This is a genomic window from Parasediminibacterium sp. HNIBRBA5674 (assembly GCF_056745525.1).
On the sequence record NZ_JBQWIE010000027.1, the window covers coordinates 39,449 to 63,352 of the forward strand.

Annotated in this window: 15 protein-coding genes; 14 read left to right on the plus strand and 1 reads right to left on the minus strand. The window is 36.0% G+C overall.

Going from position 1 to position 23,904, the window contains the following annotated elements; all coding sequences use genetic code 11:
• The first annotated feature begins 4 nt into the window (after positions 1-4).
• The 14 genes from ACT9TX_RS13465 to ACT9TX_RS13530 all read left to right on the plus strand — a co-directional run bounded on the left by ACT9TX_RS13465 (position 5) and on the right by ACT9TX_RS13530 (position 23,545).
• Complete coding sequence (locus ACT9TX_RS13465; protein WP_481338971.1) at positions 5-310, plus strand: alpha-L-rhamnosidase C-terminal domain-containing protein; 306 nt, start codon at positions 5-7, stop codon at positions 308-310.
• 21 nt (positions 311-331) lie between these two features.
• Positions 332-2,026, plus strand: a complete 1,695-nt coding sequence (locus tag ACT9TX_RS13470) for a glycoside hydrolase family 43 protein (protein ID WP_481338943.1) — start codon at positions 332-334, stop codon at positions 2,024-2,026.
• A 125-nt stretch (positions 2,027-2,151) separates the two neighbouring features.
• Positions 2,152-3,285, plus strand: a complete 1,134-nt coding sequence (locus ACT9TX_RS13475) for a glycoside hydrolase family protein (RefSeq protein ID WP_481338945.1) — start codon at positions 2,152-2,154, stop codon at positions 3,283-3,285.
• 243 nt (positions 3,286-3,528) lie between these two features.
• Entirely contained in the window at positions 3,529-6,414 is a 2,886-nt protein-coding gene (locus ACT9TX_RS13480) for a glycosyl hydrolase (RefSeq protein ID WP_481338947.1), read from the plus strand.
• A gap of 26 nt (positions 6,415-6,440) precedes the next feature.
• Complete coding sequence (locus ACT9TX_RS13485; protein ID WP_481338949.1) at positions 6,441-6,722, plus strand: glycoside hydrolase family 78 protein; 282 nt, start codon at positions 6,441-6,443, stop codon at positions 6,720-6,722.
• A gap of 114 nt (positions 6,723-6,836) precedes the next feature.
• Positions 6,837-8,804, plus strand: a complete 1,968-nt coding sequence (locus ACT9TX_RS13490) for a glycoside hydrolase family 127 protein (protein WP_481338951.1) — start codon at positions 6,837-6,839, stop codon at positions 8,802-8,804.
• Between the two features lie 304 nt (positions 8,805-9,108).
• Entirely contained in the window at positions 9,109-11,868 is a 2,760-nt protein-coding gene (locus ACT9TX_RS13495; RefSeq protein WP_481338953.1) for a family 78 glycoside hydrolase catalytic domain, read from the plus strand.
• Between the two features lie 35 nt (positions 11,869-11,903).
• On the plus strand, positions 11,904-14,663 hold the full coding sequence (locus ACT9TX_RS13500) for a family 78 glycoside hydrolase catalytic domain (protein ID WP_481338955.1): 2,760 nt from the start codon (positions 11,904-11,906) through the stop codon (positions 14,661-14,663).
• 38 nt (positions 14,664-14,701) lie between these two features.
• Entirely contained in the window at positions 14,702-15,925 is a 1,224-nt protein-coding gene (locus ACT9TX_RS13505; protein ID WP_481338957.1) for a DUF2264 domain-containing protein, read from the plus strand.
• Positions 15,926-15,962: 37 nt separating this feature from the next.
• Positions 15,963-17,354: a sulfatase family protein gene (locus ACT9TX_RS13510; protein ID WP_481338959.1), complete on the plus strand. Its 1,392-nt coding sequence runs from the start codon at positions 15,963-15,965 to the stop codon at positions 17,352-17,354.
• Between the two features lie 118 nt (positions 17,355-17,472).
• Positions 17,473-18,921: a sulfatase family protein gene (locus ACT9TX_RS13515; RefSeq protein WP_481338961.1), complete on the plus strand. Its 1,449-nt coding sequence runs from the start codon at positions 17,473-17,475 to the stop codon at positions 18,919-18,921.
• Positions 18,922-18,996: 75 nt separating this feature from the next.
• Positions 18,997-19,818 carry a 3-keto-disaccharide hydrolase gene (locus tag ACT9TX_RS13520; protein ID WP_481338963.1) on the plus strand — a complete coding sequence of 274 codons (822 nt, stop codon included), beginning with the start codon at positions 18,997-18,999 and terminating at the stop codon, positions 19,816-19,818.
• 122 nt (positions 19,819-19,940) lie between these two features.
• Positions 19,941-22,058: an alpha-amylase family protein gene (locus ACT9TX_RS13525; protein ID WP_481338965.1), complete on the plus strand. Its 2,118-nt coding sequence runs from the start codon at positions 19,941-19,943 to the stop codon at positions 22,056-22,058.
• Positions 22,059-22,081: 23 nt separating this feature from the next.
• Complete coding sequence (locus tag ACT9TX_RS13530; RefSeq protein ID WP_481338967.1) at positions 22,082-23,545, plus strand: arylsulfatase; 1,464 nt, start codon at positions 22,082-22,084, stop codon at positions 23,543-23,545.
• Between the two features lie 164 nt (positions 23,546-23,709).
• Here ACT9TX_RS13530 and ACT9TX_RS13535 read toward each other — a convergent pair.
• Positions 23,710-23,904, minus strand: a 195-nt coding sequence (locus ACT9TX_RS13535) for a T9SS type A sorting domain-containing protein (RefSeq protein WP_481338969.1), incomplete at its 5' end; no start/stop codon positions are given.

The following is a 23,904-nucleotide window of genomic DNA, read 5'->3' on the forward strand; positions in this document are numbered from 1 at the left end:
GATGATGGGTTATTTAGTAGGCTTGCAAGCACAAGATGCAGGCTTTAAAACCATTAGGGTAGAGCCTACTATAATACCTGATTTAAACTGGGTTTCAGGTAGTTTTCAATCGCCTTATGGCACAATTTCTAATAAATGGGAACGAAAAGATGGCAACATTACAATGAACACTTCCATTCCTGCAAATTCAACCGCATTAATCATTTTTCCACAAAATAGTAAAAACGTAATGCTTGATAATAAGTCAATTGTAGTACCAGCAACTGGTTTAACAATAGGCTCAGGTAATTACCAATTTAGCTGGCGATAATATTTTAAAACAACTTCAAAAATGGAAAGAAACAAATTAATAATTACTGCAACTTTTTTGCTTGGTACATTATTGATAAGTAAAACAATTATTGCCCAACAAAAAATTGGAACTTGGGGCGATCAAGGAAATGGTCGATATAAAAATCCGATTTTAGAATCGAATTACCCAAACAATGACGTAATTAAACAAGGTGATACATATTACATGATGTCAAGTAATAAACACTTTACACCAGGTATGATTATCCTTAAATCGAAAGATTTGGTAAACTGGGAGTTTTCTAATCATATAATGCCAGCACCTATTAAGTTTGATAAAGGTTTTGAAATTGGGCGAAAGCCTTCTATGGATAATTTGTTAGTTTGGGCCAGTGGATTTGGGTATAATGGTGAAAAATATTTTGCTTATTGGTGTCATAATCGTAAATCTTTACCTGCGCCAGATAATACTTATACCATTCAATATGCAACTGCTAAAAGTATGGAAGGTCCTTGGAGCGAGCCGGAGGAACTTAAATGGCCTGATGGCTCACATATTAACACAACAGATCCAGGTTTATTGTGGGATTTTGAGACACACAAAGCTTGGATATCTTTAACAATTAAGGGTATAGTTAAAATTTTTGCCCTTTCTTGGGATGGAACCACAATGTTAGAAATGCCTGATAATGGCATTGAGGTTACTAAGCAGCTTCAAGGAGAATCCAATAAGATATACAAATTTGATGATAATTATTATGTAATGAATTCTCATGTGAGGCAACATGAAGGGCATCTGCAACGGTTACAAATTTTTAATAGAGCTAAACACATCGAAGGGCCTTGGGAAGGACGTATTGTGATGGAAGATGGAAATGGTACCGATAGATCTCCCTCGCAAGGTACCCTACTAAAGTTAGATAATGGAACTTGGTGGTTTATTCATCAACTAGCTTGGGGTAAACCTGAGAATAGATACTTAGGCAGACCGCAATTTCTTGAACCAGTTACGTGGAAAGATGGTTGGCCACTGATTGGTACTGATACAGATAATGACGACATTGGCGAAGTTGTTTGGGAAAATAACAAACCTATTAATGGCTTTCCGATAACTGCGCCTTCAAGTGATGATGATTTTGCCAGCTCTAAATTAGGTATGCAATGGGAATGGAAATATAATCCGAAAATGGAGAGATGGTCGCTAACGGAACGATCAGGTTTTTTACGTTTAAAATCTTGTATTTCTGCAATTCCCACAACTGATGCTGAGAGTTTAAAAATGCTACCAAATTTAATCGGCCAGCGACTTATGGGGCGATATAGAAATGTGATGACAGCCAAAATTGACGTAAGTAATATGGCAAATGGGCAAGAAGCTGGTTTACATATTTCGGCAAACGATAATAGCTGTATTGGTGTTAAAAAGAATCAGTTTGGGCAAATGAATGTCTATTTTAAAAGTGATACAAGCAACAAAACCCCAATTATCGTAGTTACTGGCCCACAGTTTAAACAGAAAAACATTTGGCTACGCTCTACAGTTGAAAACGGGATTGCCAAGTTTTTTTATAGTTTGGATGGGAAAGAATTTAATGGCCTTGGGGGCGAGGTACAATTGTTATTTAGTGGTTTTACAGCTAATAACGTAGGATTTTATTCTAAAAATACAGTGGAAAAAGGCTTTATTGATGTAGATTGGTTTAAGTATGATTATGATGGACCTAAAGGGAAATAGAAATTATAGGAATATTTAAAAAAGTGTTTCGTAATACGTCAATTGTCTTCCAGCAACTGGCTTAAAAATAGGCTCAGGTAATTACCAATTTAGCTTGCAATAAAATTTAATAACAACTTCAACTTATGAAAAAATACAAACTGATAGTTATTGCAACTTTTCTACTTGGTAATTTATTTATAAGTGCAACCATTTTTGCCCAAGCTCGCAAAACTATGCCTATAAACAATTCTATACTTAATATGCGTGTGAAAATGGTAGATTCTATAACTATGCAGCATATTTACAACGAAGTAAAAACACCGTTTAAATATGGTATCGTAATTAAAGCAGATAGTTTAAATGATGTAGCCGATTGCCCAAGTATATTCAGGTATAGAAATCATTGGTATATGATGTACGTGCAATTGTTAAAACCCACAGTTGGGTATCAAACATATCTAGCAAAAAGCGATGATTTATTACATTGGGAAAAACTTGGCAAAATCTTGTCATTTACCAATGATACAAGTTGGGATGCATGGCAAGCAGATGGTGGTATTTCATTGTGTGATTATCGGTGGAATGGTACGCACAAATTAGGGAAATATGATAGTAAATACTGGCTTTCGTATATAGGTGGTGCCCAAAAAGGTTACGAAACCGATCCACTTTCAATTGGTGTGGCATGGACAAAAAATCCCACAGAAATCACAGAGTGGAATCGTGTACCGCAAAATCCAGTATTGTCATCAAAGCAAGCAGATGTTCGTCATTTCGAAAAACTCACCTTATACAAAAGTCAAATCATTCATGATAAATCGAAATCATTAGGATTGGGTTTTGTGATGTATTATAATGCCAAAACCCAACCAGAAGTTGAAAAGGGTGAACGAATAGGGATGGCGGTTTCTAACGATATGATCAATTGGCATCGATATGGTGATTCTGCTGTAATTGTAAATGGCACACAACAAAATCACGGCATAAGTGGTGACCCGCAAATTGTAAAAATAGGCGATGTATGGGTAATGTTTTATTTTGGTGCATTTTGGAAACCAGGAGCCTTCGAAACATTTGCTTGCTCGTATGATATGGTGAACTGGACAAAATGGGATGGAAAATATTTGGTAGAATCAAGCGAAAGCTACGATAAGGCATTTGCACATAAACCTTGGGTTATTAAATGGAAAGGCGTTGTATATCATTTCTACAACGCTGTTGGTTCAGAAGGGCGTGTAATTGCTGTATCAACATCTAAAGACTTGAAAAGTAAATAGCTTATTGTATAATATTTTAAAGTATAATTTATAAATATATCAAAATGCATAAGCGAACTTGAATAGACGCAATCTTTGTAAGGCAATTACTTATCTGTAAGCTATTGAAGCAAACTTTAAAGTTGAAGAATTCTTTAGTTGGCTTACAAGTGTCAATAGAATGTAATCAATCCCATAACAGTTCAGGATGATTTTTTTAAAGTAGATATTTAGTTTTAACGGGTTTTCCTAAAACTTGTTAATATGAAATCTTCTCTCATAGTAGTTGTATTTTGCTGCTCTCAATTTATTGTATCGTTAAAAGGCCAATCCCAAACCATCGAACAATCTTTTAAAAATCCTCCAAAATCTGCCCGTCCCTATACTTGGTGGCATTGGGTGGACGGAAACATTAGTAAGCAAGGTATTACAAAAGATTTAGAGGCCATGAAGGCTGTAGGTATCGCTGGTTATCAACAATTTGATGGTGGTCTCGGTTTTCCAAACGGTGGTGTTTTATATAACACACCGCAATATCACGAGATGGTAAAATTCGCATTATCCGAAGCTAATCGGTTGGGTTTGGATGCTGGTTTTAACAATGCTTCAGGCTGGTCAAGCTCTGGTGGGCCGTGGATTACACCAGAATTATCTATGAAAATGGTGGTGTGGAGCGAAGCCAAAATAAGCGGTGGCTCATCTTCAAATATTACTTTAAAAATACCAGCATTAAATGTATCAAGGGGTAAACCTGGTATGTCTAAAGACAGTATTTTTTTTTATAAAGATATATCGGTATTTGCTTTCCTTAATCCTTTAGATGATACGTTACGTTTAGCAAATTGGAAAGAGAAATCACTAAATTCTAAAGATGCTAAACCCAATAAATTTATTGCGACAAAATCCTTCTCACCCGAAGCAATAATAGATTCTAAAAGCATAATTGATCTTACTTCAAAAATGGATGCAAGCGGTAAGTTAAATTGGATAGCACCAGCTGGTAATTGGACGATTATTAGAATGGGTTATACCACAACAGCTGCTGTAAATCGCCCAGCATCAAATGGTGGCGGTGGCTTAGAGGTTGATAAACTGAGCCGTAAAGCGGTAGAGTTACATTGGAATGCGATAGTTGAAAAACTAATTGCTGATGCTGGTGGAAAACCAGTTTTATCAAATATCTTGATTGATAGTTATGAAGTAGGCATGCAGAATTGGACAGATGATTTTGCATCACAATTTTTGAAATTGAGAGGCTATGATATTATGCCAAAGCTAGTTTGTATGACTGGCCGTGTGATTGACAATGTAGAAACTACAGAACGTGTTTTGTGGGATTTACGTACTACTGTTGCAGAATTAATGCATAAAAATTATTTTAAATTTTTTGCAGAAAAATGCCATGAAAAAGGATTAAAATTAGCTATTGAACCCTACGGCAGTGGCTCTTTTGATGCACCTACAGCCACTTTAGTTGCTGATATTGCGATGACAGAATTTTGGCAGGAAACCGATCGTGTTAACACATTATGGCAATGGACATCACAAATTGTTTCATCAGGTGTGCATCTTGGTGGTAAAACCATTGTAGGTGCCGAGGCTTTAACTAGTATAAAAGGTGATTGGCGAGAAAGCCCACAAACCCTTAAGACTATTGGCGATAAATCATTTATCAATGGCGTAAACAGGTTTTATTTACATACCATGGTGCATCAACCTTTTAATGAGGATGTAAAACCAGGTATGACGTTTGGTCCATACGGTGGTCAATTTCATCGAAACAATACTTGGTACACAAAATCAAAATCTTGGATGGATTATATTGCCCGTTGCCAATTTATATTGCAACAAGGTATTTACAAAGCGGATATTTTAACGCTTTATGGCGATGAAAGGGGCTTCAATAATTTTATATCTGGAGTTGAAACTGTTGATATGAAGTCGCCAATGGGCTTAAGCTTTGATTTAGGCGGTATTGGTACGTTACAAAATTTATCTGTTGATGCGAATGGCGATATCAGAGTTACTGCAAATGGTAAATTATTAGAAAACCGCTATAAAGTTTTGCTTTTAAAAAGAGCTGATTTGATGTTGCTGCAAACTATTGAAAAACTTGGTGCATTGGCAGATAAAGGAGCAAAAATTTATGCACCAAGGCCGTTAAGGTCACCATCTTTAACTAACTATATAGAAGCCGATAAAAAAATACAAGCCTTAGTAAAACGCTATTGGGATAAAGGTTTAATAAAAGATACTAAAGAATTTGATGCAGCCATTAAAAACATACCGGCTGATTGTACCGCACCTGACTCAGTGTTTTTTAATCATCGTAAAACCATCAACAGTGATTTTTATTTTATCTCTAATCAAAAGAAAGTAAATACTGAAGCTACATTAACCTTTAATGTAAGTGGTAAGCAACCTGAAATTTGGGATGCAATCACTGGCGAAACTACCGATGCTTCTAATTGGAAAGCATTATCTAATGGCTTTACCGAAGTGCAGTTGCCTTTAACTGCTGGTGCTTCTTGTTTTGTAGTATTTAGAAAAGCAACTACTGCCAAAGGCCTTGCTACAGCTACATTATTTAGTGAACCATTGTTAAAACTAGATGGCAAATGGACTGTAAATTTTGACCCAAAATGGGGACCTAAAAATCCTATTGTGTTAGATAGTTTAGCATCGCTTAGCCTACACAGCACCGATGAAGTAAAATATTTTTCTGGCACGGCTACTTATTCAAAAACCTTCACAATCACATCTAATCAATTACAAAAAAATAAACCAGTGTATATAAACTTGGGCAATGTACAAGTACTGGCAAAGGTTATTGTAAATGGAAAAGAGTTTGGTACTTTATGGATGCCACCTTTTAAAACCAATATTGCTTCGGCATTAAAACCTGGCGAAAATTTATTGCAAGTAGAGGTTACCAACCTTTGGGTTAACCGTTTAATTGGCGATGATCGCTTACCCACTTACACAAAAAATCCAAGGGAATTTCCTAGTTGGTTAACTGCAGGCGAAGCACCACCCACCAACATCCCTTTTAGAACTTTTTCAGTGTCAAAACAATGGAAAGCCACAGATAAACTAGTGCCATCTGGCTTAATTGGGCCCGTAGTTTTAGAGGTAGAAATAAAAAACTAAAATTCTGATTCGCCAATTTATAAACGATGCTTAAACAAATTATTTGTGCCAGTTTACTACTTATTTATTTACCCATTTTTGCCCAAGTGCAAACTATTGAAACTACTTGTGAGCATAAGCAAAACCCAATAGGCATAAGCGTTACAAGCCCAAGAGTTAGCAGGAAAATTAGCTCAACCGAAAGAAATGTTAGCAAAATTGCATATCAAATTCGTGTAGCTAGATTGCCCGATTTTGCTACAAATACATTGGTGTGGCATTCTAAAAAAAATCATATCAATAAATTAAATTCAGGAATATATGGCTAAGTGAATTCAGAAGATTCAATAAAATTCAGAAGTATAAATTTTTTCTGAAATTTTACCACAATAAATAATATATACTAATTAATAATTGAATAATAATACCAACCAATTGAAGCTATGTTTAAAATTAATACATTATGTAAAAGGGTGAGAAACCACGTTGATAGTAAAATAAATTTGTCATTATTTTGTGTTGTAATTTTAGTAAATGTTGCATCGGCTCAAAATCAAAAAGTAGAGTTATTTAAACTAGCAGATGTAAAAGTGCTGGGCGGGCCTATGAAACAAGCCCAAGATGTTGATTTGAAATACATGTTAGCACTTGATCCGGACAGACTTTTAGCACCATTTTGTGAAGATGCTGGAATAACACCAAAGGCACCCAAATATCCTAATTGGGAAAGTATGGGGCTCAATGGGCACATTGGCGGCCATTATTTAACCGCTCTGGCCTCTATGTACGAATCAACGGGTAACGAAGAATTACTTAGACGATTAAATTACATGGTTTCTGTTTTGGCTGAATGTCAGGCTAAAAATGGTAACGGCTATGTTGGGGGAATCCCAAATGTGAAACCATTATGGAAAGAGTTGAAAAATGGAGTTTACTCACCTCAAAATGGCATAGGGCGTTTAAATAAATACTGGGTGCCTTGGTATAACCTTCACAAAACTTTTGCTGGCCTGCGTGATGCGTATTTAATAACTGGAAATGAGCAAGCTAAAGAAGTGCTTATCAAACTATCAGATTGGTGCTACACCAACTTTTCAGGGTTAACCGAAGCTCAGTTTGAAGAAATGTTTAAAATTGAGTATGGCGGGATGAATGAAGTATTAGCAGATGTTTATGCCATGACTGGAAATAAAAAATACTTGACGCTAGCACAGCAATTTTCTCACAAGGCAATATTAAATCCATTAAAGGAAGGTCAGGATAAATTGAATGGCTTACATGCCAATACGCAAATCCCTAAAGTAATTGGCTTTGAACGTATTTCACAATTTACAGGAGATGAAAAATGGCATAATGCGGCTTCATTTTTTTGGGAAACAGTCGTAAATCGCCGAACAGTGGCTTTTGGTGGCAATAGTGTTCGTGAACACTTTTATCCAGTAAACGATTATTCTTTAATGATTGCTGATGCATCTGGCCCTGAGACTTGCAATACCTACAACATGTTGAAGTTAACCAAAATGCTCTACACGGATAGCAATGCCTTAAAATACATTAATTATTACGAGCGGGCTGTTTTCAATCATATCTTATCATCCCAACATCCTGATAAAGGTGGCTTTGTATATATTACCTCCATACATCCTCAACACTACAGGTGTTATTCAACAAACCAAGCCAACTTTTGGTGTTGTGTAGGTACTGGAATGGAAAATCACGCAAAATATGGTGAGTTGATATATGCTCATAATTCGGATGATTTATTTGTTAACCTGTTTATACCATCCCAGTTAAATTGGAAAGAAAAAGGTATAACCATAACTCAGGAAACTAATTTCCCGGAAAGCGAAACATCAACCTTAAAGCTTAAATTAACTAAGCCATCTGTATTTGCCGTTCAGGTTCGCTATCCACAATGGGTTAAAGCAGGTAATATGGTAGTACGTGTAAATGGTAAAGCTCAAAAAATTAATGCTCAACCGGGTACATATATAATTTTAAAAAGGGAATGGAAAATGGGCGATGTAATTACTTTAAACATGCCAATGCACACTACAGCAGAGTATTTGCCAGACAACTCTCCATATGCTGCTTTTTTATATGGCCCAATTGTTTTGGCTGCAAAAACAAGCGACAGCAATCTTGACAATTTGTACGGTGAAAATGGAACGCAAAAGGCAATTGGTAAGCTAATTCCAACATATGAAGCTCCAGTAATTACTACATCCGACGCTAATTTCGCTTCGGAATTAAAACCTGTGAAAGGAAAACCGCTAACTTTTACTGCTAAAAGTCTTATTTCACCTAGTAATTTTAAAGATTTAGAACTTATTCCATTCTATAAATTGCACGACGCCCGATATATGATTTATTGGAATGTAAAAAATCATCAGGATAGCCAAAAAAATTAAATGACGATTAAACTATAGCATCCTTACAGACTATAATTAAAAAATGTTTAAATATTTTTATTTTTTTTAATAAATATAAATAAGTTACTTTACATATCTATAGTAAATAAAAATAGTATTATAACTGAAGCCGCAACCACACTTTGAAATGGTAAAATTAACCAGCCTTAAATGGGGCAAAATATCAAAAAACAGAAGGTGATTTTTCTGTATAGTCATTTGGTAGTAGCTCTTATAAATTGAATGTAACTACTATAAAAAAATTAATTTATACGCTTGAAACTGTAACGAACAAATTGCAATTATGAAACTATTTATTATTATCAGTTTATTACTTATCCATCTACCCATAATTGCCCAAGTAAAAGTTGTAGAAACTACTTGCGAGTATAAGCAAAACCCAATAGGCATAAGTACTTTACACCCAAAGCTTAGTTGGAAACTTAGTTCAACTGAAAGAAACGCCAGCCAAATGGCTTATCAAATTCGTGTAGCTACATCACCCAATTTTACTGCAAATACATTGGTGTGGGATTCTAAAAAAGTGGTATCAAATATTTCAATTTTGCGGCCTTATCAAGGTAAAAATTTACAAAGCAAGCAAGTGTATTATTGGCAAGTAAAAGTATGGGATAACAAAAATAGAGCATCCAGTTTTAGTAAAACAGCTACTTGGGAAATGGCATTGTTATCGCTTAGCGAGTGGCAAGCAAAATGGATAGAACCTGATGTACAACCTATACCCATTGGCGATAACTCACCCGCCTACATGCTGCGTAAAACATTTGCACTAAAAGGAAAAGTGGCATCTGCAAGGGCTTATGTAACAAGCCATGGGTTTTACGAGCTAAGTTTAAATGGTAAAAAAGTAGGAACAGAATTATTAACCCCAGGATGGACAACTTTTCATAAACGCTTACAATACCAAACCTACGATGTAACCAATATGTTGGCACCTGGAAACAATGCAGTTGGTGCTTTGCTAGGCGAAGGCTGGTATAGAGGCAGTATAGCTTTAATGCGTTTAAAAAAACCGATTCATAGTAGCAAACTAGCTTTGTTATGCCAAATTTTTGTACAATATACTGATGGTACAAATGAATGGATAATAACAGATGGTACTTGGAGATACACCAGCAATGGCCCTATAACCATGAACCAAATATATGATGGCGAAACCTACGATGCTACCCGTGAAATACCCAACTGGGATATGCCAAGTTTTACAGCTACCGATTGGAAAAGTGTAAACGAAGCTAGTTATGATAACAGTGTTTTGGTTACCCCGGATGGACCTAAAGTAGAAAATATTCAAGAATTAAAACCTATAAAAATTTTTAGAACTCCAAAAGGGTTATTAGTAGCTGATATGGGGCAAAATATGGTGGGTTGGATACGTTTAAAATTAACTGGAAAAAGAGGTACTACCGTTACCATTCGCCATGCAGAAATTTTAGATAAGCATGGAAATTTTTATACCGATAATCTTCGCAAAGCCAAAGCTACTATGACTTACACGCTGAAAGGTGATGGCCTAGAAGTGTATGAACCAAGATTTACTTTTTTTGGGTTTAGGTATATTTCTATTGAAGGTATGGATTTAAAAGCCGAAAATATTACAGGTGTGGTAGTACATTCTAACATGCCGCCAACAGGAACTTTTGAGTGTTCTAATCCGCTTATTAATCAATTACAACACAATATTCAATGGGGGCAAAAAGGCAATTTTGTAGATGTGCCCACCGACTGCCCACAACGTGATGAACGACTTGGTTGGACAGGCGATGCACAGGCATTTGCCCGTACTGCTGCTTATAATTTTGATGTGTCTGGTTTCTTTACAAAATGGCTAAAAGATTTAGCTGCCGACCAAAAGAAAGATGGTTCGGTACCACCAGTTATACCCGATATATTAAATGGCTTAAATGGCTCAACTACTGGTAACAATGCTGGCTGGGGCGATGTAGCCGTTATTGCCCCATGGACTATGTATTTAAGTTATGGCGATAAGCAGTTATTAGAAAGTCAGTACCCTAGTATGAAGGCTTGGGTAGATTATACCCGTAAAAAAATTGGCGATACCTATATTTCGCAACAAACAAGCGGCCCAGGCGATTGGTTGTTTTATGTGCCAGATAGTATAAGCAAAATGGCTGGTTATAAAGATGGGTTTACTGATAAAAGATACATATACACCGCCTTTTTTGCTTATGCTACTACCTTGCTAAAAAGTGCTGCAATAGCTTTAAATAAAGAAGAAGATGTGAAAATATATAGTGATTTATTTGAAAAAATAAAGGAAGCGTTTAATAAACAATTCATTGATGTTGATGGCAAAATAAAACCAATCGATGGCAAGCCCAGCGACTCGCAAACAGGTTATGTTTTAGCGTTGATGTTTAAATTGTTGCCCGATAATTTACAGCCAAAAGCTGCTGCTTATTTGGTGGCGGATATAAAAAGTAGAGGTAATCATTTATCTACGGGCTTTTTGGGCACGCCTTATTTGTGCCATATTTTATCTAATTATGGCTATACAGATGTAGCGTACGATTTGTTGTTACAAACTACCTATCCGTCGTGGCTGTATCCTGTAACCTTGGGTGCTACCACAATTTGGGAACGTTGGGATGGCCAAAAAACCGATGGCACTTTTCAAGCTAGCACCATGAACTCTTTTAACCATTATGCCTACGGTGCCATTGGCGATTGGATGTACCGTGTGGTGGCTGGTATTGAAGTAGATACTACCATGCCAGGCTATAAACATTTTTACATACAACCACAACCCAACAATAAATTAAGTTATGCTAAGGCCACATTAAACAGCCCTTACGGTGTTATACAATCTGGTTGGGAAATTATAAACGGCAGTATTAAAGTAATGGTAACTGTTCCTCCCAACTCATCGGCCAGAATTACATTGCCGCATGCTAATAAATCTGTAACCGAAGGTGGTAAACCCTTATCGGTATTGGGTTTTAACGCAATATCGCAAAGTGAGAAAGGGTTGGTAATAGAAGCAGGTGCTGGTAACTATGTATTTCAATATAAATGGCAATAACAATTATAAATATAACAAGGAAACAAATTGCAATTATGAAACAAATTATTTGTGCCATTTTACTATTCATTTATTTACCCATTTTTGCCCAAGTACAAATTATTGAAACTACTTGCGAGCATAAGCAAAATCCAGTAGGTATAAGTGTTACAAACCCAAGGCTTAGTTGGAAGCTTAGTTCACCCGAAAGAAATGTGAGTCAAACAGCTTATCAAATTCGTGTAGCTACATCGCCCAATTTTACTGCAAATACAATGGTGTGGGATTCTAAAAAAGTGATATCAAATATTTCAATTTTGCAGCCTTATCAAGGCAGAAGTTTGCAAAGCAAGCAAGTGTATTATTGGCAAGTAAAAGTATGGGACAATAAAAATAGAGTATCTAGTTTTAGCAAAACAGCCACTTGGGAAATGGCATTGTTATCGCTTAGCGAGTGGCAAGCAAAATGGATAGAACCTGCTGTACAATTTTTACCAGTTACCGATACCTCGCCAGCTTTTATGCTGCGTAAAACATTTTCAGTAAAAGGTAAAGTAGCATTTGCAAGGGCTTATGTAACAAGCCACGGTTATTATGAGTTAAGTATAAATGGCAAAAAAGTAGGTACCGAGCAATTAACACCAGGCTGGACAGTTTATCAGAAACGCTTGCAATATCAAACCTATAATGTTACTAATATGTTGGCCGAAGGTGCCAATGCAGTTGGTGCTTTTTTAGGCGAAGGTTGGTACAGAAGTCATATTGGCTGGAAGCGTTCACCGATACCTCTTCATGGGGACAAATTGGGTTTGCTTTGTCAAATTTTTGTGCAATATACCAATGGTAAAACCGAGTGGATCATTAGCGATGGTAGTTGGAAATACACCAGTGATGGCCCCATAACTATGAACGAAATTTATGATGGCGAAACCTATAACGCTACAAGAGAAATAACCAATTGGAACAAGCCAAATTTTAACGATGCTGCTTGGAAAAATGTAGCTGAAACCACTTTTGATAATAGCGTTTTAGTAGCCGCTGAGGGTGCTAAAGTAGAGAAAATTCAAGAACTAAAACCTGTAAAAATATTTCGTACGCCAAAGGGTCTGTTAGTGGCCGATATGGGACAAAATATGGTGGGCTGGGTGAGGCTTAATGTAACTGGCAAACGTGGTACAACTATTACTATTCGTCATGCAGAAGTATTGGATAAGGATGGTAATTTTTATACCGATAATCTTCGAAAAGCCAAAGCCACTATGACTTACACACTAAAAGGCGATGGGGTAGAAGTGTATGAACCAAGATTTACATTTTTTGGTTTTAGGTATATTTCTATTGAAGGTATGGATTTAAAAGCCGAAAATATTACAGGTGTGGTAGTACATTCTAACATGCAGCCAACAGGAACTTTTGAGTGTTCCAATCCATTAATAAATCAATTGCAACACAATATTCAATGGGGGCAAAAAGGCAATTTTGTAGATGTGCCTACCGACTGTCCACAACGTGATGAAAGACTTGGTTGGACGGGTGATGCACAAGCATTTGTGCGTACAGCTGCCTACAACTACGATGTCTCTTCTTTTTTTACAAAATGGTTAAAAGATGTAGCTGCCGAGCAACGAAAAGACGGCTCTGTACCTAACGTAGTACCAGATGTTTTAAACCCTTTAAACTCACCCACAGCAGGTAATAGTGCTGGCTGGGGTGATGTGGCTGTAATTGCACCGTGGACCATGTATTTAACCTATGGTGACAAACAATTGTTACAAAACCAATATCCAAGTATGAAGGCATGGGTAGATTATACCCGTACAAAAATTGGCGATAGTTATATTTCTCAAAAGGCCGACGGCTTTGGTGATTGGCTGTTTTATGTACCAGATAGCCTTAGTAGAAAAGCAGGTTTTAAAGATGGCTTTACCGATAAACGTTACATAAACACCGCCTTTTTCGCCTATGCCACTAGTTTGCTAAAAACGGCTGCAATAGCTTTAAGTAAAGACGATGATGCAAAAAAGTATGGTGATTTATTTGAAAAAATTAGGACCGCTTTTAACCAGCAATTCATTGATGTTGATGGAAAAATTAAGCCAATTGATGGCAAAAAAAGCGATTCACAAACAGGTTATGTTCTAGCCTTGATGTTTAATTTATTACCCGAAAATTTACAACCAAAAGCTGCTGCTTATTTGGTAGCAGATATTAAAAGCAGAGGCAATCATTTATCTACTGGCTTTTTGGGTACGCCTTATTTATGCCATATTTTATCTAGTTATGGCTACACTGATGTTGCTTATGATTTGCTGTTACAAAAAACATATCCATCGTGGTTATTTCCTGTAACTATGGGGGCTACCACCATTTGGGAACGTTGGGATGGCCAAAAAACTGATGGTAGTTTTCAAACTATTACTATGAATTCGTTTAACCATTATGCCTATGGTGCCATTGGCGATTGGATGTATAGAGTAGTGGCTGGTATAGAAATAGATCCATCATTTCCAGGTTATAAACATTTCTATATTCAACCGCAGCCAAGCAATAAATTAGGCCATGCTTCTGCCACATTAAATAGTCCGTATGGAGTTATAAAATCTGGCTGGCAATTAAATAATGGAACTATTAAACTTACGGTTACCATACCTGTCAACTCATCTGCGACTATCACCTTACCGCAAGCCACAAAATTAGCTACCGAAAGTGGCAAACCAATAGCAGCATTGGGTTTTAAAGCAATCAAAGCAACAGAAAAAGGATTGGTAATTGAAGCTGGTGCTGGTAATTATGTATTTGAATACAAATGGAAATAACAATCAATAAATATCAGCTCAGTTTAAAGAATGCTACAATGAAACGTTCAGTTTTTGTACTATTAATAGTTACTTTTTTTGTAGTAAACTTTTCTAAGGTAGCTGCACAAACTAGTAAAACTATCAACACAGATACCCGAGAATATTGGGTTTCAGTGCTTACAAAAATTGCAGACCCTGTACTAATCAATTTAAGCCAACAAAAACTTCGAGCCAATATGCCCGTTGAAAATGGCAAAATAGACCGTAAATCTGTAACACATTTAGAAGCATTTGGCCGCTTGCTAGCAGGCTTGGCACCATGGCTAGAGCTTGGTGAGGATAATACCCCTGAAGGCAAGCTTCGAAAAAAATATATTGCATTAACCAAGCAATCTATTGCAGTTGCCGTAAATCCTTCGTCGCCCGATTTTATGAACTTTACAAATGATCGACAGCCGCTTGTAGATGCTGCTTTTTTGGCTCACGGTTTATTACGTGGTTATCATCAACTTTGGTTGCCATTAAGCGATTCTACCAAAGCACAAACCATTCGTGCCTTAAAATCAACCCGTATTATTGTGCAACGTGGCAACAATTGGGAATTATTTAGTGCTATGGTTGAAGCATTTATTTTAAAGGCAGAAGGTACTTGCAAATTTGAAACAATTGATACTGCATTTATAGATCATGAAAAGTGGTACAAGGGCGACGGTGCTTATGGTGATGGTGCTAATTTTCACTGGGATTATTACAACAGTTTTGTAATACAACCCATGATGCTGGATATTACAAAACTATTGCTCGACAATGGTAAAATAACCGAAGCTAGATATAAAATTCTTCTGGAAAGAGCCACACGATATGCCGTAATTCAAGAGCGTTTTATTTCGCCAGAAGGTACTTATCCGCCAATTGGTCGTTCGTTAGCTTATCGGTTTGGTGCGTTTCAAATGCTGGCACAAATTGCTTTACAAAAACACTTACCTGCCGATATAAACCCCAATCAGGTACGCAGTGCTTTGTCGGCTGTTATCAATCGTTCCATTACAGCAACAAACACGTTTGATAAAAATGGTTGGCTGCAAATTGGTTTGGCAGGTCATCAACCAAGTATTGGCGAAGGCTATATTTCAACCGGTAGTTTGTATTTATGCTCAGTAGGCATGTTGCCTTTAGGCTTGCCTGCAACCGATGTATTTTGGTCAGCACCATCAGCCGATTGGACTTCTAAAAAAGTGTGGAACGGTATTGATATTACGGCTGATCATTCTATAAAATAATTTTTTTTGCACTATTTGTTATAATAAAAACAATACAATGAAACGTTCAATTTTGGCATTATCAATGGCTATTTTTTTAGTAGCAACATCTAACATGGTGGCGGCACAAAAAAAACCGAATATCATACTTATTTATAGCGATGATCATGGCTGGGCCGACCTTGGTGCACAGGGCGTAAACAATGATATTAAAACCCCCAATTTAGATGCTATGGTAAAAGATGGGGTACGTTTTAGTCGTGGTTATGTATCTGCCCCACAGTGTGTGCCATCAAGGGCTGGTGTGTTAACTGGGCAATACCAACAAAAATTTGGGGTAGAACAAAATGGCGACCCATCAATGGCTTTATCGGTGGTAACTATTCCTGAAAGATTAAAAGAAGCAGGCTATGTTTCTTGTCAAGTAGGCAAGTGGCATTTGGATAATCCCGAAGGTAGAATTGCAAAGCAAAAAGGTGGAGAAAATCCAAAAGCAGTAGCAGCGTATCAACCGAAAGATCAAGGTTTTGATGAATATTATAACGGACAAATGAATAGTATTCAAGCGTCTCATGATTTTAATGGAAATAAATTAGAGCCAGAAAATAATAGAATTACAGATAATCGTTTTCGTTGTGTTTGGCAGGCCGATGCAGGTATGCAGTTTATAAAACGCCATGCCAATAAAGATCCTTTCTTTTTATACTTAGCATTTTTTACACCACATGTGCCGTTAGAGTCGCCTGAACCTTGGTTTTCAAAAACGCCTACCACATTGCCATTGCAACGCAGGCAAGCATTGGCCATGATAGCTGCTATGGATGAAGGTATTGGTAACATTCGAAAGCTATTGGCCGAGCAAGGCATTGATAAAAATACCTTGATATTTTTTATTGGCGATAATGGTGCACCACTTAGATCAACTGCTTGGAATGGCTCGTTGAATTTGCCGTTAGTTGGCGAAAAAGGAATGCTTACAGATGGGGGCATTAGAACACCTTTTGTAGCTACTTGGCCCGGTACTTTGCCAGCAGGTAAAGTGTACGATACACCAGTTTCTAGCTTAGATGTAGCTGCCACCGCAGTATCCATTGCAGGATTGCCGCAGGCCAAAGAATTAGATGGTGTAAACATTATTCCATTTGTATTAGGCAAACAAAAAGGTGTGCCTCACCAAGATTTATTTTGGCGTTGGAGATCGCAAGGTGCGGTGCTTTCAGGTAAATACAAGTTTATTATGGTAGGACCAGATGAAAAATATTTGTTTGACGTGTCTACACCAGAAGGCGAAGTAAAAAACCTATTAACTGCCTTACCAAAAGTTGGTGCAGAACTAGAAACCAAATTACTTAATTGGAACAGCACATTGCCATCACCAAGCTTGCCAAGGGCAGCAAATAGAGCAGATGAAGGTTTTTTTAATACACATGTAAAAAAGATTGGTAATTAATTTTTTAATTGCCATTACTTGATTTTATGTTGTTTAAATGATATGCAATTAAGTGGTTTAATGGTTCTGTGAAAAAAACATAAATCATATCCTCAAATAAGTTTTCAATTAAAACACCATGCTAAAGTTCATCTGTTGTTTTTCAGTTGGCATTATTTTACTTTCTAATTACTGTATTGCTCAAAAAGTAATACAGAAACCAAATGTTATTATCATACTCTCGGATCAGCAGTCTTACGATGATTTAGGTTGCTATGGCAATAAGCAAGTAATTACACCAAATCTTGACAAGTTTGCTACGCAAGGGGTGAGGTTAAACCAATGCTTTTCAAACGAACCTATTTGTACACCTTTTAGAGGACTATTAATGTCGGGTCAGCACTCACTTAAAAATGGCTGCTATACCAATGACGTGCCTATGATACCAGATAATGGTAAAAAAATAGGCGAAGTGTTTAGAGACAATGGTTATTCAACTGCTTATATTGGTAAATGGCATTTATTGGGTGGCAATAGAAACAGACCTATACCAAGGGGCGAAATGCGTTATGGATTCGATCAAACTTTTTATACAGATAATTGCAGCACTCAATTTGAAGCTGGTAAAGCCTACTATTGGGATGAAAATGATAAGAAGCGGATTTATACAAAATGGCAACCTTATGGACAAACAGATCAAGTAAATGATTTTTTAGATAGTAGAAAGCAAACTGATAAGCCATTTTTTATGGTCGTTGCTTGGCATCCACCTCATGATATGGGCAAAGCAGTAGGTACAGATGGTAAATCGCATTACACTTACGATGCCCCATCTGAATTGCTGGCATTGTACAATGCAGATAGTATAAAAGTAAGAAAAGGTATAGAGAATTCACCTGATTTACGTAAAGTATATCAAGGTCATTATGCAATGGTTACTGGCATAGATAAAGCGTTTGGACAAATTATGGACAAACTAAAAGAACTAAAAATTGATAATAACACAATTGTTGTTTTTAGTGCAGACCATGGTGATTTATTGGAACATTTTGGTATCAATGAACCAAAGCAACATCCTCAAGATTATTCTAGTCGAATACCTTTTTTAATAAGGTGGCCGAAGCATTTAAAGGCTGGTACTACTACCAATTTATTATTTGGGGCTTTAGATATAATGCCAACTATTTTAGGATTAGCAAATCTAGAAGTACCAAAAGAATGTGATGGGAAGAATCTTTCTAATGCACTACTAACAAATAAACAAGATGTGGTAAAGTATGTGCCATTTTGGTGTTTCCCTCAAGGAACACGAGGTGTATTTACCAATAATTACACATTTAGTACAGAAAAAAATGCAACTGTTGCTTCAGCAAATAATGTATTGTACGATAGGATAAATGATCCTTATCAAATGCATAATTTATATGGTGATGCAAAAATGAAAAATACCCAAGATAGTTTACTGCGTTTAACCTACTCGTGGATGAATTTATACAATGATAAATTTTACAGTATGAAAGAGGCAAAATTGGTTGTTGATAGCATAAAATCATTACAAAAAAATAATGCGTACTTAAAGCCAATGTAGCTAAGACCTAATCACTAATTACATTACTCACTCATTTGTATTAAATATTTCTTAAAATAATCTCTAAGTAAAGTCATGATGAAAGTAGTTGTTATAGTTGCAATATTTTGTATAGCCGTAGTTGCCATCAATGCCTGTAAAGTAGCTCAAACAACCAAGGTAGATAAAGATGGTTTTGAGCCACTTTTTAATGGGAAAAACTGGGATGGCTGGCACTTAAAAATTCGTAGTGGCGATTCTGTTTTAGCCACCAAAGTGTATGCCATTGAAAATGGTATGGTGCATGTATTTAAAGATTTTGCTGATAGTTCAGACTTAAATACAGGTAAAAATCCAACACATGGGCTTTTTTATACCAATAAAAAATACAGTAAGTACATTTTAAAGTTTGAGTATAAATGGGGTAAAAAAATTGCTAATAATTTTGCATCTTTTCAGTACGATGCTGGTGTGTATTACCATGTTGTTGATGATGCTATTTGGCCAAAAGGTGTTGAATATCAAGTACGATACAATCACTTGAAAAATAAAAATCACACTGGCGATTATTGGGGTTTACCAGTAAATGAATGGACGGCTAACGATAAAAATGAGTTTGCTTTTTTGGCTGATGGCGGCACACTAAAACCAGTTAAACCAGGTGAACATTTAGCAACAGCCACCACCAATTTTAATGCCCTAAACGACAAATGGAATCATTGTGAAATAATAGTAATGGGTAACCAATATTCTATCCATAAATTAAATGGCAATATTGTGAACGTAGGTAAAAAATTAGCTGTAAGTGAAGGTATCATTGGTTTTCAATCGGAAACAGCAGAAATTTTTTATAAAAACATTAAAATAAAAGAGTTTAAAGAAATAGTACCAATAGAAGAATTCTTGAAAAAGAATTAAGATTCATTTAGTTGCTCTGCGAAGTCAAAGACTTCGGAGTTTTTTTTAAGGTTTTAAAAAACGATAACTTTTTTGATATTATAAAATACAATTCAAACCCAATAAATTAAAAATTAAAACACATGATTTTATCAAGAACCTTATTTCTATCTCTATTTTTCTCAATTGGTCAAGTTTTTAGCCAGCAAAACAACCCTTTAGATAGTATTAAAAAAAGTAGCCCTGCAGCTAAAAATGCTGTTTTAAACGAACAAACAAAAATACCTGCTACGCCAATTGGTGAAGCTACCCGAACCATAGCTATTATCAACCAAGAAATTAGTTTTGAAACGCCTGTTACCATTGCCAATAAATATGGCGAGTTAGCTATTTATTTAAAAGCTGGTTGCTATAATTTTAAGAAAAACGACTTATCAACGGATTTGCTGCGTGTATGGGTTAATGATACAGAACCGTTACGTGGTGCCAGAATTATTAAGCAAACACCAACTCAACTTATTGTCGAAAACACAATAAATGGCTTACAAACGCAATTGATTTTTAATGTTAGTACAAATGGCGAGTTAACAATAAAGCCAATTCTGCATAACCAAAGCAACACTGCTATCCCTTTAAGGCAATTAATTACTGCAAGGGGTAGCTATAGTAAAACCTTTTCTGAAAACAATCTCGATTCATTAAAATTTTTCAGAGAAGATTTTTTTATATGGGGTGGTGAAAACCCAGGACACTACAGGCTTCAAAACAAAACAATACAAAGTTTTTATTTAGGTATTTTGTTTGCCCCAAATAAAAACAAAGCGTTAACGCTGGCTTATAATCCTAATATTTTATGGTCTAGTTGCGTGCAAGCCAACGGGAAAAACCAAACGATTATGGCCTACACCGAATTTGGTAAAAATCCTTTTAATATGACACCAGGCCGAAAAGAAGCCTTTGATGAACTAGTAATTTCTTTTGATAAAGGCTTAGTAAATGCGTTATTAAATTACGGTACTAAATTTAAACCCCACCAAGCCATAAACCGTAAAAATATGGTTGCTAATAATGGATGGAACTCATGGGAATATTTTAAAGGCTCTATTAATGAAGACACCTTGAAATATGTTTTAGATACTATGTCTTTACTACAAAAAACAACAGGTCTCTTCAATTCAATTGTAATAGATGGTGGGTATTCACGCTATTTTGGCAAATGGGAGGGTGATCCTAAAAAATTCCCTAATGGAATGGGAAATTCAGCAAAAGTTATTAAAAAATATAATTTCAGACCTGGTATTTGGTTAACTCCATCATTTGTATCGCCAGAAATTGTGAAAGAAACAGGCTTGCCGTCTTTTGCGCATCCTTTCAATAAAAGTAATCCCGTAAGAATATTTGACCCAAGCGATAAAAAAAGTAACGATTACTTTTTAAAGCAAATAGGTTCTTTTGCAGATGCGGGCTACAGCTATTTTAAAACAGATTTTTTGGGTACAGCATACCGTATAGATAGAGATTATGGTAGCTCTGACTACGCACCAGAAAGAGTGCTGAGAGAATATTATCAAAAAATAAGAAATACCATTGGTCAAAATACTTATTGGCTGGCATGTGGCTCTGTACCTATTCCTTTGGTTGGTCTTGTAGATGCATCTAGAATAGGACCAGATGTAGCAGCCAATTGGGAACGCTCTAGAAATGGTATTGAAACCAAACTAATACCAAGGTTTTGGATGCATGGAAATTTGTTTTGGGCTGATGGTGATTTTTTAGTGGTAGCAGGTGAAGGGTATACCAAAAAAAATCAACCTATACATGGCGTAGTAGCTAGTAAAACAACAGATAAGGCTAGTGGCTATACCAAAGATGAAGCTAAAACATGGTGCAACTTTTTAATAATAACTGGTGGTATGTTAACTTGGTCTGATAATCCTGCAACCATTAGTGAAGAAGGACTGGACGTAGTTAAAAGAGCCTTTAAACATGGTACGGGAAATATGGGTATACCACTTGATTATGAAAATACATCTATGCCAGTAAAATGGGTACGTACAGAAAAAGATCGTATATATATAGGTTTATTTAATTGGGGCAATACTGCTAATAAAGTAGTTGTAGATAGTAAGGCAATTCCAGAACTAAGGAATGCAAAAAGCGGTGTTGATGTGCTAACAAATCAAATTTTCGAAGTAGCATCAGAACGTATTGAAGTTTCTTTGCAACCACGGTCATCTGTATGTATTGAAATTAAAAAATAAATTTACTTATAAACAGAACCTCAATGAGCTTAAAACAATTACTACTTAGTTGCTTAATAATTTGGATCGCACAAATCCATCAGGCAAATGCACAAAAGTCTAAAAACTTAAAACCTAATATTGTTTATATCTTGGCCGATGACTTAGGTTACGGTGATTTAAGCTGTTATGGTCAACAAAAGTTTAAAACCCCGAATATTGATAAACTAGCTGCAGAAGGAATGCTATTTACACAACACTATTCTGGTTATGCAGTATGTGCACCTTCACGTTGCTGCTTAATGACTGGCCAATCTACCGGACATGCATATATTAGAGGAAATCGTGAATTTGATAAAAAAGCCAATAAAGCCATTGCATTAAAAGATTCTATAGTTACAGTTGCTGAAATGTTAAAAAATGCAGGCTACGCTACAGGTATGTTTGGTAAATGGGGACTTGGAAATCAAACAAACGAGGGGGATCCTAATAAGCAAGGATTTGATGAGTTTTATGGATTTAACGATCAGGTTTTGGCTCACAATTATTTCCCATCTTTTTTATGTGACAATGGAAAAGAAGTGATATTAGATGGCAATGTTGAAGATAAAAATACCCAATATGCACCATTGTTAATTCATAATAGGGCATTACAATTCATAGAAAAAAATAATCCTGCAAAAACGGGAAAACCTTTTTTTATGTATTACCCAAGTACAATTCCTCATGCAGAACTACTAATTCCAGAAGAATATTTAAAAGAATTTAGAGGTAAGCTGCTTCCTGAAAAAGAGTTTAAGGGATTGGAACCAGGTTCAGAGAGATTTAGAAAAGGTGGGCTTGGTAGTCAAAAAGAAACACACGCTGCCTTTGCAGCAATGATTACTTTATTAGATAAGCAAGTAGGTGAAATAGTTTCAAAACTTAAAGAGCTAGGATTAGATAAAAATACCATCATTCTCTTTTCATCGGATAATGGACCACACAAAGAAGGGGGGGGGGACCCAGATTTTTTTAATAGTAATGGGCCATTTAGGGGTATAAAACGAGATTTATACGATGGTGGAATGCACGTACCTTTTATTGTTCGCTACCCACAAAAAATAAAAGCTGGCACAACATCTAACCTTATATCTGCATTTTGGGATGTTATGCCAACACTAGCTGAAATAGCTGAGACCCCAAGCCCCCAAAATTTAGATGGTATTTCTTTTTTACCAACTTTATTAGGCTCTAAAAGCCAAAAATTACACGAAAGTTTGTATTGGGAAGGTGCTGAGGAAGCTGGAGGAAAACAAGCGATACGAAAAGGTGATTGGAAATTGGTTCGTAATAATATGAATGATCCTAAGCTTACAACTACAGAATTATACAATTTGAAAACTGATATTGGTGAGCAAAATAACGTAGCCGATAAAAATCCAGAATTGGTAAAAGAATTGCTTGACTTGATTCAGAAATCTCGTACGCCATCAAGTATTTATAAATTTAGGTTTGAAAAAAATTAGGCGTTCATTCAAAGTTTATATACCCTGAAGCAGTTTTTATTTATTATAAATATTTTAACAATCAATCGGGTATATCATTTTTTAAAAGAAAAAACTACGAAGTTGTTTTGGCTTCGTAGTTTTTTTGTATATTTTAGTAGTATAAAATTAAGTGTAAGGTCAGCCTATTGTTTAATAATTTTTTGAGTTGAGATGGTACCATCGATGTTACTTTTAATAAAATACATGCCTTTTGGTAAGTTTGCACCGATGGTAATTGCTTTTTGATTGGTTATTTTTTCTTGTTGTAATAATTTGCCATACTGGTCAATAATGCTAATAGAAACGGGTGTTTGACTATTAGTAGTGATGGTACATGC